Source organism: Mesorhizobium sp. B2-2-4 (assembly GCF_006442375.1).
Lineage (GTDB): Bacteria > Pseudomonadota > Alphaproteobacteria > Rhizobiales > Rhizobiaceae > Mesorhizobium.
Genome location: NZ_VFWB01000016.1, coordinates 1 through 15,262, shown reverse-complemented (window position 1 = coordinate 15,262; position 15,262 = coordinate 1). Strand labels below are relative to the sequence as shown.

The following is a 15,262-nucleotide window of genomic DNA, read 5'->3' as shown; positions in this document are numbered from 1 at the left end:
GGATGGTATAGAGTCTCGGCGCGCGCTGGGCAACGTCATGCCGGTGGTCAGATGCAATCAATGTGGCGCTTGTTCGACGGGCAACGCTTCGATGATCACAAAGGCTTGAGCAAGCGGAAAATCATCCGTGATGGTGAGATGGATCATCGCCCGATGGCCCTTTGGCAGAATCGCGTTCAGCCGCGCCTCGGCGCCACCGGTCAGTGCCATGGTGGGCGCGCCGCTCGGAAGATTGACGACACCCATGTCGCGCCAGAACACGCCCTGCGCCAGGCCGGTGCCCAGTGCCTTGGCGCAGGCCTCCTTGGCTGCGAAGCGCTTGGCGTAGGAGGCCGCCCGCGCCCGACGGTTTTCGGAGCGGGCTTGCTCGACCTCGGTGTAGATTCTCTGGATAAAGCGCTGGCCATGGCGCTCCAAGGACTTTTCAATGCGTCTGATATCGATCAGATCGCTGCCGATGCCGATGATCATCGCGCGGTGGAACCGATGCTTGCGTTTGGGTGAGACGATTGCTCATGGCGGGCCGCGCGCTCTGCCAGCCGTTTGCGCCGCTGCTCGCGAAAGGCGTTCATGCCCCAGCGCGTGATGGCGTAGAACAGAACCCCAAAGGCCAGTCCAAGCGGTATCGCACCGATCAGCATCGGCTTCAGCACCGGGGCCCACAATTGCGCGAAGGAAAGGTTGTGCAGCATCTCGCCCAGATGTGCTGGCGGGCCGTGCGCCGGCAGGCGGCTGTGCAGGATCAGCTTGCCGGTCTCCCAGGAGGCGCCCCACAGCAGCGGGAACGTCAGTGGATTGCCGAAGAATACGGCGCCAAGTGCGGCCGCCACCAGATTGCCGGCTATGAGCCAGCACAGCACCGCGGCAATGGCGAAATGGAAACCCACCGGAAAGAACGAAGCAAAGACGCCAGCGGCGACGCCGGCCGCCACCGCATGCGGCGTGGCCTTCAGCCGCAGGATGCGCTTGGAGAAGTACTGCAGCGAGCGCGAAAACGACCGGCGCGGCCATAGATAGGTACGCACCCGCTCCAAGAGGCCATCAGGCTCGCGGCGTCGAAAAAGCACTCTATTCCAATTCCTGATCTACCAATACCCGCCGTCCTGCCACCCAAGCCAGGTCACAGCAACTTATCTTGCGCTTCCGGGGCGCAGAAAGGCAACAACGACTTTGATATAGCGACAGGCTGCCTTCGGAACAACGAAACGCTGCCGCGATGGTCTGCCGCAGGGGGTAACAAGATCGCCATTGAGGCGAAACTGAGGAAAAGAAGGACGGCCGGCATGGCCACCATTCGACCAGCGCGCGACGACGAGGCGAAAGAGTTGCCCGATATCGAGCAATCCGCCGGGCTGGCGTTTCGTTCCATACCGGACCTCGCCTGGATCGCCGAAAACGGCAACATGAGCGTCGAGCGGCACCGCGCGCTGACCACGGAGGGCACATGCTGGGTCGCCACGGACAAGCGCGACCGCGCCATCGCCTTCTTGAGCGCCAGCGTTGAGGACGATGCATTGCATATCCTGGAATTCGACGTTCGTTTTGAGTGGCAAGGCTCGGGCATCGGCCGAGCCCTGCTGGAGACCGTCATCGAGGAGTCCAGGCGGCGCGGCCTTGCAACGATCACGCTGACGACATTTCGCGATGTTGCTTGGAACGTGCCGTTCTACCGAAAGTTCGGATTCCGCGTCCTGGAGGATGCGCAGATCGATGCGCGGCTCGCCGGGTGGCTGAGACAGGAAGCCGCGCACGGCATGCCGGTGAGCCGGCGCTGCGCAATGCTGCTCGATCTCGCGCGGATTTAACGGCGGCTATTCCAGATATTCACTGACCTCGATCAGATTGTCGTCGGGATCGCGGAAATAGACAGACATCATGCGGCCGCGTGCGCCGATCCGCTCTACTGGTCCAAGTTCCACCGCCACACGATCGGCTTCGAGACTGGCGAGGAGTTCGCCGAGCGGCCGATCGGTGATCAGGCAGAAATCACCGGCTCCGGGCGTCGGCGACTTCGCCTTCGGCTCGAAGGTGCGGCCGACCTCGTGGACATTGATCTTTTGGTTGCCGAAAGCCAGGGCTGTCGGCAGGCCCGGCGTATCGATGCGCTTAAAGCCCAGAACGCGCTGGTAAAAGGCGCAGGTCGCCTCGAGTGAGGCCACCGTCAGCACGAAATGATCGATACTGATGATCATCCCGCCCCTCTCAGATATTGCGACTGCCCGGCTTGATCGCCGGTATGGCGGCGAGTTCCGGCGGCAGCCGATCGGCCGGATAGGCCGGCACCTCGTACTCGGCGAGGGCGATCAGCGGCACGCCGACATCGGTCTTGCCCGCCGAGCGGTCGATGATGCAGGCCGCCGCCGTGACCTCGGCGCCAAGTTCGCGCAGGCAGTCGATGGTCTCGCGGATAGACAATCCAGTGGTGACGATGTCCTCGACAATGACGACACGCGCGCCGCGCGCGATCTCGAAGCGGCGCAGCCGGAACTCGCCCCCTTCCCGCTCGACCCAGATCGCCGGCACGCCAAGATGGCGCGAAGTCTCGTAGGCCGGGATCAGCCCGCCGATGGCCGGGCCGACGACATAGTCGATTTTACCCGGCACGGCGGCGCGGATCTTTTCGGCCAGCGCCTTGCACAGCCGCTCGGTCTTATCGGCATGCATGAACACGCGCGCCTTCTGCAGGAAGACAGGGCTGCGCAGACCCGACGTCAGGATGAAATGCCCCTCCAGGACAGCACCAGCCTGGCGAAAAATATCCAGCACTTCGTCCGTATTCATCCGTCTATCCCCGTGTAGATCAGCCGAGTTAGCCATTGACACGCCGTGCATCGCTGACGCTCGAATTGTCCTTGAGCTGCGACAGCAGCCGGTTGAGATGCTTCAGATCCCAGACTTCGAGATCGATCAGCATTTCGGTGAAATCGGGCGCCGTGCGCACCATTGACAGCGTATGGATGTTGGCATCGTTCGAGGCAACGACCTGAGCGATGTCGGCGAGCGATCCCGGTGCATTGATGGCGGTGACGGAAACACGAGCGGGAAAGCGTTCCTTGGTGCGCTCGTCGATGTCCCAGCGCACGTCAATCCAGCGCTCGGGCTGGTCGTCGAAAGCCTGCAGCGCCGGCGACTGGATCGGATAGATGGTGATGCCGGTGCCCGGCTGTACGATTCCGACGATGCGGTCGCCAGGCACCGCCCCTTCCGGCGCGAAACGCACCGGCAGGTCGCCGCGCACGCCACGGATCGGCACAGCGCCGTCGCGCGGCTGGTCCTTGTCCTTGCGCGCGGCACGGCCCGGGATCTGGAACAGCATGCCGGCAGCGTTGCGAATCTTCGACCAGCCTTCCTCGCGCTGCTTGGGCGCCGCCGGCGTGACGCGCTCGTCCTTGTAATCTGGGAAGACGGCTTTCATGACGTCGGTGGACGCCAATTCGCCGCGGCCGACGGACGCCAGCACGTCCTCGATGTCCTTGCGCGCCAGCCGGTGCAGGACGGGCTTCAGGTTTTCCTTGGTGAAATTCTTGCCGGCCCGCTCGAAAGCCCGTTCGAGAATGCGCGCGCCAAGACCCGAATACTGCTTGCGGATGGCGTTCTTGGTGGCGCGGCGAATGGCGGCGCGCGCCTTGCCAGTGACGACGACGGATTCCCACGCGGCCGGCGGCACCTGCGCCTTGGAGCGGATGATCTCCACCTCGTCGCCATTCTTCAGCTCCGTCATCAGCGGCATGATGCGGCCGTTGACCTTGGCGCCGACGCAGGTGTCGCCGACATCGGTGTGAACCGCATAGGCGAAGTCGATCGGCGTGGCACCTTTCGGCAGCGCGATCAGCATGCCCTTGGGGGTGAAGCAGAACACCTGATCCTGGAACAGTTCCAGCTTGGTGTTCTCGAGAAAATCCTCGGGATTGTCGCCCTCGGCGAGCTGTTCGATCGTGCGCCTCAGCCAGGCATAGGCATTGGTTTCCTTCGAGATCGAATGGGCCGTGCCGTTCGCCTTGCCGCCGGTATCCTTGTAGATCGAATGGGCGGCGACGCCATATTCGGCGATCTTGTTCATCTCGCGGGTGCGGATCTGAAGCTCGACGCGCTGACGCGACGGCCCGACGATGGTGGTGTGGATCGAGCGGTAGTCGTTCTGCTTCGGTGTTGAGATGTAGTCCTTGAAACGGCCGGGCACCATCGACCAGGCGGTGTGGATGGCGCCAAGCGCGCGATAGCAGTCCTCGACATTGTCGACGACGACGCGAAAGCCGAAAATGTCGGACAATTGCTCGAAGGAGAGCGCCTTGGCCTCCATCTTGCGGAACACCGACCACGGCTTCTTCTGCCGGCTTTTGACGCCTGCATTGATCGCATGCTTCTCGAACAGAGCCGACAGCGCTTTCTCGATCTCGGACAGCACATCCTTGTTGCGCTCGAAAATCTCGGCGAGCCTGGCGGTGACGGCGCGATAGGCTTCCGGATTGATGTAGCGGAAGGCGATCTCCTCCAGCTCCTCGCGCATGCCTTGCATGCCCATGCGCCCGGCCAGCGGCGCATAGATATCCATCGTCTCCTCGGCGATGCGCAGGCGCTTGGCTTCCGGCACATGGTCGAGGGTGCGCATATTGTGCAAGCGGTCCGCGAGCTTGACCAGAAGCACGCGCACGTCTTCCGAGATCGCCAGCAGAAGCTTGCGCAGGTTCTCGGCCTGCTCGGCCTTCTTGGAGACGAGGTCGAGCTTCTTCAGCTTGGTCAGACCCTCGACCAGCTTGCCCATCTCGGGCCCGAACAGTTCGTCGATCTCGGCCCTGGTCGCCGTGGTGTCCTCGATCGTGTCATGCAGCAGGGCGACGGCGATCGTCGCCTCGTCCATGTGCATTTCGGTGAGGATGGCGGCGACTTCGAGCGGATGCGAGAAATAGGGGTCGCCGGAAGCGCGCTTCTGGTGGCCATGCTTCTGCATGGCATAGACATAGGCCTTGTTGAGCAACGCCTCGTTGACGTCAGGCTTGTAGCGCTGGACGCGCTCGACAAGCTCATACTGACGCATCATGGGCGGAATCTCTCGGCGATGAAATGAATCATGCGCCGCACTGCTGCACGGCGCATGTCATAGATAGCCACGAAACTGCCGGGACGGAAGTGCCGGAAGATTGTTCCAGGCGCCTCCGCAAAGCAGTCTTAGTAGTCGTCGCTCTTTTCCGGCGGCACCAGGCCTTCGATGCCGGCCAGCAGGTCTTCCTCGGTCATGCGATCGAAGGCGATGTTGTCCTCCGCATCATCGGTATCGGCGGCCGTGACGGCTGCGCCGGTCTGATCGGCGATCGCCTCGCCATCGGCTTCGGGCTCGTCGACCTCGACATGCTTCTGCAGCGAATGGATCAGGTCTTCCTTGAGGTCGTCGGGCGACAATGTCTCGTCGGCGATCTCGCGCAGTGCGATGACCGGGTTCTTGTCATTGTCGCGCGGGACGGTGATCTGCGCGCCTTGGCTGATCTGACGAGCACGGTGGCCGGCCAGAAGCACCAGCTCGAAGCGGTTGTCGACCTTGTCGATGCAATCTTCAACGGTTACGCGGGCCATGGATTGCCCCTTTCATGCCTGGATTTAATGGAAAACAGGCGCGGTCAATAACCCGAACGCCGCCGAAATACAAGCATTATGGAATGCCGGGGCCGGAGAACGCAGGATCTGTCATTGCTTTGTCGGATTTCCCCCAAAACCGGTTTCAGTCGAGCTCCGGTGCGCCCGGTACCAAGCCGGCGATCACAATTGCTTGCAGTGCGGCAACGCACCCTTGGATTGCCACAAAACTGGCGTTATTTCGAAAAGCGTAAGGTCAGCCGGTTTATTGCGAACCCTACTGATAGTCGCATTTCGTTTTGACGGCCGCTTATTTCGAAAAGGAATTTTTCCATGTTCGACCCCCGTGAAAAGATCGCCCTGTTCATCGACGGCGCCAATCTCTACGCCACGTCGCGCGCGCTCGGTTTCGACATCGATTATCGCAAGCTCCTGTCGAGCTTCCAGAAACGCGGTTACCTGCTGCGCGCCTACTATTACACCGCCCTGGTCGAGGATCAGGAATATTCCTCGATCCGGCCGCTGATCGACTGGCTCGACTATAACGGCTTCAAGGTCGTCACCAAGCCGGCCAAGGAATTCACCGACTCGACCGGCCGCCGCAAGATCAAGGGCAACATGGACATCGAATTGACCGTCGATGCGCTGGAACTGGCCGATGTCGTCGACCACTATGTCATCTTCTCCGGGGACGGCGATTTCCGCACGCTGGTCGAGGCGCTGCAACGGCGCGGGCGCAAGGTGTCGATCGTCTCGACCATGGCCTCGCAGCCGCCGATGATCTCCGACGATCTGCGCCGCCAGGCCGACCATTTCATCGACCTGATGACGCTGAAGAACGAGGTGGGCCGCGATCCTTCCGAAAGGCCGGTGCGCCGACCCGAACCGGCCGAGACGGAAGAGGACGAGTACTGAGGGCGGCTGCGTTGGCCGCACATCTGGCCGCCTCCCCGGAACCCGATCGCGATTGCCCGCTCTGTCCGCGGCTGCACGGTTTCATTGCCGAGTGGCGGCAACGCGAGCCATCGTGGTTCAACGCGCCGGTTCCGACCTTCCTGCCGCCCGAAGGCGACGATTCGGTCCGGCTGCTGATCGTCGGGCTTGCGCCCGGCCTGCGCGGAGCGAACCGCACCGGCCGGCCTTTCACGGGCGACTATGCCGGCGACCTGCTCTACGGCACGTTGATCGCGCACGGCTTGGCGCGCGGCGAGTTCAAGGCGCGGCCTGACGATGGGTTGGAGCTCGTTGGAACGGCAATCACCAACGCCGTCCGCTGCGTGCCGCCCGAGAACAAGCCTGTGGGCGCCGAGATCGCCACCTGCCGGACTTTCCTTGTGCCGACGATCGCACGGTTTCCCAATATGCGGGCCGTGCTGACACTTGGTTCGATCGCGCACCAGTCGACCGTGCGGGCACTGGGCCAGCGCGTCGCCGCCTATCCCTTCAAGCATGGCGGGCGGCAGGAGGCCGGGGGCATCACGCTGTTTTCCAGCTATCACTGCTCGCGCTACAACACCAACACCGGCGTGCTGACCGAAGCGATGTTCGTCAGCGTTTTCAGGGAAATTGCGGCGTTCCTGGATTCGTAGGGTCTGGAATTGCCTTACAACGCCGGCGCGAACAACGCGGCCAGCGTCTCCTGACCGCCTTGCAGGACGTTCAGGTCGACGTCACCGACGATGCCCTCGACCCGGCCACTGTTGTGGTACTGCCAGTAGACCCAATCGTCGCGACCCGGCTCGAGCAGCAGTGAGCGAAGCCAGAGCGGACGGGCGGCGATCTGTCCTGCATAGGCCGTTGCTGCATCGTCGGTCAGATAGATGATGGCTTTCTTGCCAAAGGCGGCTTCAACGGGACCGAGGAAGGCCTGGAGTTCGGTGTCGAGTTGTTCGGGCGAAGGACGCTGCGGGCAATTGCCGCCGAACTCGATGTCGACAACCGGCGGCAGCAAAGGCTGGTCGTGCGGCACCACGGCGATGAAATTCTTCGCCTGGTCGGCGCCCGGCCGGCAGAAGGTGAAAAAGTGATAGGCGCCGACAGCGAGCCCGGCAGCACGAGCCTCGCGCAGATTGATGGCAAAGGCATCGTCGACATGATCGCCGCCCTCGGTCGCCTTGATGACCGCAAAGGCGACATCGGCGGCGGCAACGCGTCGCCAGTCGATCCGGCCCTGATGATGCGAAACGTCGATGCCCCTGACAGGATATTTGCCGCGATCCGGAGAAAACGCATGGAAATAGAAGAAGCCGCCAGCGACCATGAGCATTGCAAAAACCAGGCTGACCGATCCCCAGAGGATGATCCGGTTCTTCAAGACTGTCCCCTCCGGTATTCTGCCTCCTTGGCTAGAACCCTGAAAGCCAAACACTTATCCGCTTGGCTACCGCCTGGTGGCGGTCACCCGCGCTCTTTCAAGAGCCTGCCCTTCTCACGCGACCAGTCGCGCTGCTTTTCCGTCTCGCGCTTGTCATGCAGCTTCTTGCCGCGACCTACGGCGAGCAGCAGCTTGGCCCGGCCCTGGTCGTTGAAATAGATCTTCAGCGGCACCAGGGTCATGCCTTCGCGGTCGACGCTCTGCGACAGCCTGGCCATCTCGCGCTTGTTGAGCAGCAGTTTGCGGCGCCGGCGCGGCTCGTGGTTGAAGCGGTTGGCCTGCAGATATTCCGGTAGATAGGAGTTGATCAGCCAAATCTCGCCGCCCTCGACCGAGGCATAGCTGTCCTGGATGTTGGCCTGGCCCTGGCGCAGCGACTTGACCTCGGTGCCGGTCAGCACCAGGCCGGCCTCGATCGTGTCGAGCACCTCATAGGAAAACCGCGCCTTGCGGTTTTCCGCAACGGTCTTGTTGTTGGGATCGGCTTTTCTGACTTGATTCATAATGCGGAGAGGTGGCGCCTCATCCCTAATTTATCAAGCCGGCGTGCTTCATCGCCGCGTCGATCTTTTCGGCCGTCGACTGTTCGACCGTGACCAGCGGCGAACGCAGCACGTTCTCGACCTTGCCGAGCTTCGAAAGCGCATATTTGGCGCCGGATACGCCGGGTTCGATAAAGATCGCCTTGTGCAGCGGCAGCAAGCGATCCTGCAATTCCAGCGCCTTGGCGCTGTCGCCGGACAGCGTCGCCTCCTGGAATTCAGCACAAAGCCGCGGCGCGACGTTGGCCGTCACCGAGATACAGCCGACACCGCCATGCGCGTTGAAGCCGAGCGCGGATGCATCTTCGCCGGAAAGCTGGATGAAATCCTTGCCGCAGGTCATACGCTGCTCGGAAACCCGTTCGACCTTGCCGGTCGCGTCCTTGACGCCGACGATATTCTTGAAGTCGTGCGCCAGCCGGCCCATCGTCTCCGGCATCATGTCGATGACCGAGCGCGGCGGGATGTTGTAGATGATGATCGGCAGCTTGGTTGCCCTGGCGACGGCGGCGAAGTGCTCATAGAGGCCGCGCTGCGTCGGCTTGTTGTAGTAGGGAGTGACGACAAGTGCAGCATCGGCGCCTGCCTGTTCGGCATATTGGACCAGGCCGATCGCTTCCGCGGTGTTGTTGGAGCCAGCGCCGGCGACGACCGGGGCGCGGCCCCTGGCCGCCTCGATGCAGACCTTGACCACCTGACGATGCTCGTCATGCGACAGCGTCGGCGACTCGCCGGTGGTGCCAACGGGAACAAGGGCTGTCGTGCCCTCCGCAAGTTGCCAGTCGACAAAGGCGCGAAAGGCTTTCTCGTCGAAACGCCCGCTCTTTTCGAACGGTGTCACGAGCGCGGTCAGCGAGCCTCTCAGCATGTTCGTCCAACTCCTTGGGACTTCTTGTTCACGCATATCGTTATCCCAAAACCGGTAGCCACTTTTGGGCGATAGGCATGGGTGTTTTCGTCTCTGGTCTTAATGTCGCGCCTTCTAACCGAAAGCGAGGCGGCGCACCATAGTCTCGACATGGTTGCGCGGCAAGCATTGCCATTCTGCCAGCAAACGCAATTCGAACGGCCTCGATAACCTTTTGTTAACTGGCCCTTCATGACCTAAGTTTACGGTCTGGTCCAGATCGCGAAGCTTCCGCGCCTGCTGGTGATGTGTAAAGGCTGAACGATGCCGACTAGGCGGCCTCATCTTTTCGCGCTCCTGGGCGCGGTCGTCGCGCTGATGCCCGAGATGGCGATCGGCGGCAGCGTCGACGTGCAGTTGACATCGGCCATTCCGGTGCCCGGCATGCAAAGCTCGCAAGATGCGGGTCCACGCGATACGGCCCCCTCTGCCAGCATCGTGCAGTTGAAGAGCGGTCTGGACGCACTGGCGGCGGGCGACATTCCCGGTGCCCGCGCCGCGCGCGATGCCCTTTCCGCCGGTTCGCTCGACCAGCACATCCTTGCCTGGGCAATCGCGCTGTATGGCGGCGACAAGATGCCGAGCGGCGACATTGCGGCCGCAGCGAAGATGTTGCCCAACTGGCCGGGGACAACCGCGCTGCGCAAGAACAGCGAACGCGCACTCTATCGCGAGAACCCCGCCCCCGACATCGTTGTGCAGGCGTTCGACGGCAGCCAGCCGCAGACATTCGAAGGCGTGATGCTTCTTGCCCGCGCCTATGTGGCCCTGGGCAAGGCAGAGGCGGCGCGTTCGGTGCTGGTGCCGTTCTGGCGCACCGCGATCCTGGAGGCCAAGGACGAGACAGCGCTGATCAAGGAGTTCGGCGGGCTGATCCCGGCCGCCGATCACCGATTCCGCATGGAGCGCATGTTCTACGCCGACCGGGTCGGCGCGGCGCAGCGCGTCGCCGGCCCGGCGCAAGCGGAGCAACTGGCCACCGCCTGGGCGGCGGCCGACAAGGGCGACAAGAACACCCCCAAGCTGCTCAAGGCGGTGCCGGCTTCACAGCGTTCTGCCGGCTATTTCTTCGCGCAAGCCGAATATCTTCGCAAGCAAGACAATATTGCCGACGCCGCCGCCATCGTGATGAAGGCGCCGACGGATCGCGAAGCGCTGGTCGACCCGGATGCCTGGTGGGTGGAGCGCCGGGTACTGTCGCGCGAGCTGGTCGACAAGGGTGACATGAAAGCCGCCTACAGGATCGTCGCCATGCATGCGGCCGAAAGCACAGCGAACGCCGCCGAAGCCGAATTCCATGCCGGCTGGTACGCGCTGCGCGGTCTGAACGATCCCAGGCTTGCCGCAACACATTTCGCGCGCATCGCCGACCTTGCGCAGGGGCCGATGACATTGTCGCGCGCCTATTACTGGCTCGGCCGCGCCGCCGAAGTTGGTGGTCCAGGTAACGCAAAGGACTATTTTGCGCGCGCGGCGGCCTATGGCACGACATTCTACGGCCAGCTCGCCGCCGAGCGCATTGGTCGCCCGACGCTGAACATCGTCTATCCCACACCGAGTGCCGCCGACCGCCAGAGTTTTGCCGGTCGCGAAGCCGTCGCCGCCATCAAGCGGCTGCAGGAGGCGGGCTACGACCGTTATGCCGAAACGCTCTATCGTGACCTTGCAGGACAGTTGACCAGCCCGGGCGAACTGGCGCTCCTGGCCGTGCTGGCGGAAAAGCAGGGCAACCACTTCATGTCGCTCAAGATCGGCAAGATCGCCGGCGCGCGTGGCATCGATGTCGGCGCGCTGTCGCATCCTTTGGGGGTCATCCCCGATAGCGCCGATATTTCCGGTTCGGGCAAGGCGCTGGCCTATGCCATCGCCCGCCAGGAAAGCGAATTCAACATCGGCGCCATATCGAGCGCCGGCGCGCGCGGGCTGCTGCAGCTGATGCCGGCAACCGCCAAGCAACTGGCGAAGAAGGCCGGGCTGCAATTCTCGCAGGCACGCCTGACCACCGATGCCGGCTACAATGCGACGCTGGGCTCGGCCTTCCTCGGCCAGCAGCTCGACCGCTTCAACGGCTCCTATGTGCTGACCTTCGCCGGCTACAATGCCGGCCCCAGCCGCGCTGCCCAATGGGTGGCGAAATACGGCGATCCGCGCGGCAAGGACATCGACGCCGTCGTTGACTGGATCGAGCGGATTCCTTACACGGAAACAAGGAGTTATGTGCAGCGCGTGATGGAGAACTACGAGGTGTACAAGATGCGCATTTCCGGCAAGTATGACATTGTGGGAGATCTTGTGAACGGGCGAAGTTGACGGCTTTCGTTTCCTTGCGAGAGGAGTTGGCCTCGCGCGGATCCACTCGCCTTGGCTGAGTGAAGGGCCTCGCCACCTTCGGCCCGCAAGAGGAGAAGTAACTGCTCCATTTGACCATCCCTTCCCTCGCCTGTAGCAGACGGACCATCCGGCGAGAGCAAGGGGCAGCATTCCAATGGCGAGCGAAGGTTTCTCCGATTTCTTCTACGCGGGACCCAATGGGCTGAAGCTCCATGCCCGGATCTATGGCGACGCAAATTCGCGACATTGGCCAGTCGTCTGTCTGCCCGGGCTCACCCGCAATGCACGCGACTTCCACGAACTCGCGCTCTATTTGGCCGGCAAAGCGGGAAGCCCACGCAAGGTCGTCGCCTTTGACTGTCGCGGCCGCGGGCAGTCCGATTATGATCCCGATGTCAGCCGCTACAATGTCGGCGTCGAAGCCGGCGACATTCTTGCCGGACTGGCGGCATTGGGAATCGAGGAAGCCGCCTTCGTCGGCACCTCGCGCGGCGGCCTGGTCATTCACGTCCTGGGTGCGCTGCGGCCGGCCATATTGAAAGCGATCGTGCTGAACGATATCGGACCGGTGATCGAGCCGGCCGGCCTTGCCTATATCCAGTCGTATCTCGAACGCAAACCGAAGCCGAAGACCTTCGCCGAAGCAGTGGCAGCCCAACGCCGCGTTCATGGCCGGGATTTTTCAGCGCTCGCCGATGCGGACTGGGATCGCATGGTGCTGGCGCTCTACCGCGAAACGGATCAGGGCCTGCTGCCGGATTTCGACCCGAAGCTGGTCGACACTGTTGCAAATCTCGACCTGACGCAGCCGCTGCCGGCGCTGTGGCCGCAATTCGACGCGCTGTCGGCCCTTCCCATGCTCGCCATACGCGGCGCCAATTCGAGTTTGCTGTCGGTGGACACACAGCGGCAGATGCGGGAGCGCCATCCGGCAATGCAGACGATCACCGTCGAAGGCCAGGGTCACGCCCCTTTTCTCGAAACCGGAACCTTGCCGGGCGACATCGCCGCTTTCCTCGACAGAGCCGAGCGGCTGCCGACCCGCCTTTAAAAACCGTTGCCGGCGAGGCAAACGACAGCAGGGCGACCAAGGTAGGTTCCGAAGCCGGAATAGCATGCCTGAAATAACCCGCAGATCGGGGGATCCACGGAATTGGTTGTCCACAGCGTCTTCAAAGCGTGAACTTATCGGGACTTTGAGGCCTTCTTCATTGCCTTAGCCGTGGTCTTCACGGCTGCCGGCTGGTCTGCCGCACCGCGCGCGGCAGCGCGCGGGGACGGTTCGGGCGCTGCCTTCACGCTGTCGGCGCCGCCAGACCGGGGTACTTCCAGCACGGTGACGCAGCCGTCGAGGTCATTGGTGGCCAGATGCGCATAGCGCATCGTCATCGACAGGGTCTGGTGGCCGAGCCACATCTGCACGCGCCTGATGTCGATACCGCCCTGAACAAGACGCGAGGCGCAGGTATGGCGCAGAATGTGCGGCACCACCTGGTCGTCGGCGGCCAGACCGACTTCGGCCTTCGCATCGTTCCAGATGGCACGGTATTGAGCCTGGCTGAATGTGGTGAACGGGCCTTTCGGCCGACGGCCTTCGCCGGGAGGCAGCTTGATCACTTCCTTGACACGCTCGGTCATCGGAATGGTGCGGCTTCGGCCGGACTTGGTGATCCAGAAGGAGACGCGATGCTCCTGGATGTCGTTCCAGATCAGCCCGAGCGCCTCGCCAAGGCGGCAGCCAGTGTCGACCAGGAAGACGGAAAGCCGGTAGGCATTCTCGCTGCGGCTCCTGATGGCAGCAAACAGCCTGGCCTCCTCGTCCCTTTCAAGGAAACGAATCCGTCCCGACCGCTCCTTCTGGCGGCGGAACTCGGGCAGGCTGTGGATATCTCCCATCTTGTAGGCCTTGCGCAGCAGTTTGCTGAGGGCAGCCATCTTCCGATTGATGGTTGCGTTGCTGTTGCCGCGCTGGCGCAAGGTGCCGATAAGGTTGTCCAGGGTACTCTGGTCAAAGGCGCTGAAACGCTCCCCGAGCAGAATCTCGTCTATCTCGCCGATGAACGAGCTGACATTGTATTTATGTCGCCCATCATCCCACAATATATCTCGATATGCCGAAAAAAGATCTCCAACCCTATGCGATTTTACTTCTCGTATCCTATTGTAGGTGTAGTTAAACTTTGAGTTCTGAGAAGAAAACATCGAAAAATGATCGGAGGGCTCGCCCTCTTGAATCGCTTCGGTCGTCATCATTTGCCACACCCCCGAGTGGGATAGATTCAGCCCTATCCGCTTGGGAGCGTCCTTTCAAGAGATTTGAATCACGCAGTTGTGATTTCATCCGCCATCAGCGGATCCCACGAAACCATCCCACGGACTCTATTCAGCTACCGTTACCCCCTGTTCCTTCTGTTTGCCTTGATCCAGTCACGAAACAAAAACAGCCCGGGCGTTGATGCGCCCGGGCTGGATTTCACCTGTATGGAACCAGCCCTTAGAACGAGCGCTGGAAGCGGAGGATACCGCCGATGCTGCTCTTCTTGTCGGCGCCGGTCCAGTTGGAGAAGTCGGCGTCGTCGAACCTGCCTGCATTGAGGTAGTCGACTTCGGCCGTGACCGTGAAGCCCGGGACGACGTCGTAGGCGATGTTCGCCGCGATGCCCAGGTTCTTCCAATCGTCATACGACACCTGCGCGTTGAACGAGGTCTTCTCGTTGAACTTGTAGGTACCGCCGCCCCAGACAGCCCAGTTGCCGCCCCACTGCTTGTAGAAACCGCGACCATGAGCGTCGATAACATTGCCCGCGTCGTCGTTGAGGTTGTCATCGGTGCCGTAGCCGCCCATGACCCACAGCGACAGTGCGTCGTTGACGTTCACGTCCAAGCGAACCTTGCCGGCAACTTCTTCGTAGTTGCTGTCATAAGCGACGACACCGCTGATGGCGCCCCAGCCCTGCGTCCACTTCAGACCGCCGACGACATGCGGAACGTAGCTGTCGATCGTGCCGACAACGCCCGCGCCTTCTTCGAGCGAGACCACGGCCGAGAAGCCGTTGCCGGCGTCGAAGTAGTACTGAACGACGTTGGTGTCGAAGTCACCATAAGGAACCAGCGTATCCTGGATCACGTTGCCGGCGTAGCCGACGAACGTATCGAAGGCCGATTCGTCCTTACCAACGCGGAGACCACCGAGCTGGATCCAGGCGAAGTTCAGCGAGACGTCCTTGTTGTGGGCGGTGTTGGCGAACTCGATGGCGTTGTCGTTGCCGAAGTTGAAGCGGGTCTCGGTGTAGGTCTTCAAGGTGCCGAGTTCGGTTTCCTGGCCGGTCCAGGTCTTCAGCGTGAAGCGGGCATTTTTGTGCCAGGTGTCATTTACCGAGCCGTCCTGGTGGTCCGCAGTCTTCGAACCATTGAACGAACCGACGTCGCCGCCGCCGATGTCATAACGGATGTAGCCGCCGATGCGCAGGCAGGTCTCGGTGCCGGGGATGTAGAAGTAGCCAGCGCCGTAGACGTCGCAAATCTTGACGTATTCAGCGG

Annotated in this window: 16 protein-coding genes; 5 read left to right on the top strand and 11 right to left on the bottom strand. The window is 62.1% G+C overall.

The window, feature by feature from the left end; genetic code table 11:
- Positions 1-57: 57 nt before the first annotated feature.
- Both acpS and FJ959_RS28705 read right to left on the bottom strand, forming a co-directional pair.
- Entirely contained in the window at positions 58-471 is a 414-nt protein-coding gene (acpS, locus tag FJ959_RS28710; protein ID WP_140494597.1) for a holo-ACP synthase, read from the bottom strand.
- A complete protein-coding gene (locus FJ959_RS28705; RefSeq protein WP_140494599.1) occupies positions 468-1,067 on the bottom strand; it encodes a DUF2062 domain-containing protein in 600 nt (199 codons plus the stop codon). The genes acpS and FJ959_RS28705 overlap by 4 nt, the downstream gene beginning before the upstream one ends.
- Before the next feature lie 216 nt (positions 1,068-1,283).
- Here FJ959_RS28705 and FJ959_RS28700 point away from each other — a divergent pair, with 216 nt between their 5' ends.
- Entirely contained in the window at positions 1,284-1,805 is a 522-nt protein-coding gene (locus FJ959_RS28700) for a GNAT family N-acetyltransferase (RefSeq protein WP_140633350.1), read from the top strand.
- Between the two features lie 6 nt (positions 1,806-1,811).
- Here FJ959_RS28700 and FJ959_RS28695 read toward each other — a convergent pair whose 3' ends face one another.
- The 4 genes from FJ959_RS28695 to rpoZ all read right to left on the bottom strand — a co-directional run bounded on the left by FJ959_RS28695 (position 1,812) and on the right by rpoZ (position 5,568).
- Entirely contained in the window at positions 1,812-2,192 is a 381-nt protein-coding gene (locus FJ959_RS28695; protein WP_140559458.1) for a VOC family protein, read from the bottom strand.
- A gap of 10 nt (positions 2,193-2,202) precedes the next feature.
- On the bottom strand, positions 2,203-2,781 hold the full coding sequence (gene pyrE, locus FJ959_RS28690) for an orotate phosphoribosyltransferase (RefSeq protein ID WP_140517801.1): 579 nt from the start codon (positions 2,779-2,781) through the stop codon (positions 2,203-2,205).
- Positions 2,782-2,809: 28 nt separating this feature from the next.
- A complete protein-coding gene (locus tag FJ959_RS28685) occupies positions 2,810-5,038 on the bottom strand; it encodes a bifunctional (p)ppGpp synthetase/guanosine-3',5'-bis(diphosphate) 3'-pyrophosphohydrolase (protein ID WP_140633347.1) in 2,229 nt (742 codons plus the stop codon).
- 128 nt (positions 5,039-5,166) lie between these two features.
- Positions 5,167-5,568, bottom strand: a complete 402-nt coding sequence (gene rpoZ, locus FJ959_RS28680) for a DNA-directed RNA polymerase subunit omega (protein WP_140494610.1) — start codon at positions 5,566-5,568, stop codon at positions 5,167-5,169.
- A gap of 333 nt (positions 5,569-5,901) precedes the next feature.
- Between rpoZ and FJ959_RS28675 the strand changes: the two genes are divergently transcribed.
- Both FJ959_RS28675 and FJ959_RS28670 read left to right on the top strand, forming a co-directional pair.
- Positions 5,902-6,483, top strand: coding sequence for an NYN domain-containing protein (locus FJ959_RS28675; RefSeq protein ID WP_140494612.1), 582 nt, complete (start codon positions 5,902-5,904; stop codon positions 6,481-6,483).
- A gap of 11 nt (positions 6,484-6,494) precedes the next feature.
- The gene (locus tag FJ959_RS28670) at positions 6,495-7,157 is read left to right on the top strand and encodes a uracil-DNA glycosylase (RefSeq protein WP_246678906.1); all 663 of its coding nucleotides are present in this window, start codon (positions 6,495-6,497) and stop codon (positions 7,155-7,157) included.
- 14 nt (positions 7,158-7,171) lie between these two features.
- Here the strand turns inward: FJ959_RS28670 and FJ959_RS28665 are convergent, their stop codons facing one another.
- The 3 genes from FJ959_RS28665 to dapA form a co-directional block, all read right to left on the bottom strand.
- Positions 7,172-7,882, bottom strand: coding sequence for a GH25 family lysozyme (locus tag FJ959_RS28665; RefSeq protein WP_140633344.1), 711 nt, complete (start codon positions 7,880-7,882; stop codon positions 7,172-7,174).
- A gap of 83 nt (positions 7,883-7,965) precedes the next feature.
- Complete coding sequence (smpB, locus tag FJ959_RS28660) at positions 7,966-8,445, bottom strand: SsrA-binding protein SmpB (protein WP_140494616.1); 480 nt, start codon at positions 8,443-8,445, stop codon at positions 7,966-7,968.
- 25 nt (positions 8,446-8,470) lie between these two features.
- A complete protein-coding gene (gene dapA / locus FJ959_RS28655) occupies positions 8,471-9,352 on the bottom strand; it encodes a 4-hydroxy-tetrahydrodipicolinate synthase (protein WP_140517797.1) in 882 nt (293 codons plus the stop codon).
- A gap of 303 nt (positions 9,353-9,655) precedes the next feature.
- Here dapA and FJ959_RS28650 point away from each other — a divergent pair, with 303 nt between their 5' ends.
- Both FJ959_RS28650 and FJ959_RS28645 read left to right on the top strand, forming a co-directional pair.
- The gene (locus FJ959_RS28650; RefSeq protein ID WP_140517796.1) at positions 9,656-11,701 is read left to right on the top strand and encodes a lytic transglycosylase domain-containing protein; all 2,046 of its coding nucleotides are present in this window, start codon (positions 9,656-9,658) and stop codon (positions 11,699-11,701) included.
- 175 nt (positions 11,702-11,876) lie between these two features.
- Positions 11,877-12,773: an alpha/beta hydrolase gene (locus FJ959_RS28645; RefSeq protein ID WP_140633341.1), complete on the top strand. Its 897-nt coding sequence runs from the start codon at positions 11,877-11,879 to the stop codon at positions 12,771-12,773.
- A gap of 134 nt (positions 12,774-12,907) precedes the next feature.
- On the opposite strand, the gene FJ959_RS28640 is transcribed toward FJ959_RS28645, so the two are convergent.
- Both FJ959_RS28640 and FJ959_RS28635 read right to left on the bottom strand, forming a co-directional pair.
- A complete protein-coding gene (locus tag FJ959_RS28640) occupies positions 12,908-13,975 on the bottom strand; it encodes a site-specific integrase (RefSeq protein ID WP_140517794.1) in 1,068 nt (355 codons plus the stop codon).
- Between the two features lie 241 nt (positions 13,976-14,216).
- On the bottom strand, positions 14,217-15,262 hold a 1,046-nt coding region (locus FJ959_RS28635; RefSeq protein ID WP_140633338.1), incomplete at its 5' end, for a porin.

Excerpts from the sequence above, each read along its gene's own strand:
- FJ959_RS28650 (WP_140517796.1), top strand. The coding sequence starts at position 9,656 with ATGCCGACTAGGCGGCCTCATCTTTTCGCGCTCCTGGGCGCGGTCGTC.
- FJ959_RS28645 (WP_140633341.1), top strand. The coding sequence starts at position 11,877 with ATGGCGAGCGAAGGTTTCTCCGATTTCTTCTACGCGGGACCCAATGGG.
- FJ959_RS28700 (WP_140633350.1), top strand. The coding sequence starts at position 1,284 with ATGGCCACCATTCGACCAGCGCGCGACGACGAGGCGAAAGAGTTGCCC.
- FJ959_RS28685 (WP_140633347.1), bottom strand. The coding sequence starts at position 5,038 with ATGATGCGTCAGTATGAGCTTGTCGAGCGCGTCCAGCGCTACAAGCCT.
- smpB (WP_140494616.1), bottom strand. The coding sequence starts at position 8,445 with ATGAATCAAGTCAGAAAAGCCGATCCCAACAACAAGACCGTTGCGGAA.
- rpoZ (WP_140494610.1), bottom strand. The coding sequence starts at position 5,568 with ATGGCCCGCGTAACCGTTGAAGATTGCATCGACAAGGTCGACAACCGC.
- dapA (WP_140517797.1), bottom strand. The coding sequence starts at position 9,352 with ATGCTGAGAGGCTCGCTGACCGCGCTCGTGACACCGTTCGAAAAGAGC.
- acpS (WP_140494597.1), bottom strand. The coding sequence starts at position 471 with ATGATCATCGGCATCGGCAGCGATCTGATCGATATCAGACGCATTGAA.
- pyrE (WP_140517801.1), bottom strand. The coding sequence starts at position 2,781 with ATGAATACGGACGAAGTGCTGGATATTTTTCGCCAGGCTGGTGCTGTC.
- FJ959_RS28675 (WP_140494612.1), top strand. The coding sequence starts at position 5,902 with ATGTTCGACCCCCGTGAAAAGATCGCCCTGTTCATCGACGGCGCCAAT.
- FJ959_RS28695 (WP_140559458.1), bottom strand. The coding sequence starts at position 2,192 with ATGATCATCAGTATCGATCATTTCGTGCTGACGGTGGCCTCACTCGAG.
- FJ959_RS28640 (WP_140517794.1), bottom strand. The coding sequence starts at position 13,975 with ATGATGACGACCGAAGCGATTCAAGAGGGCGAGCCCTCCGATCATTTT.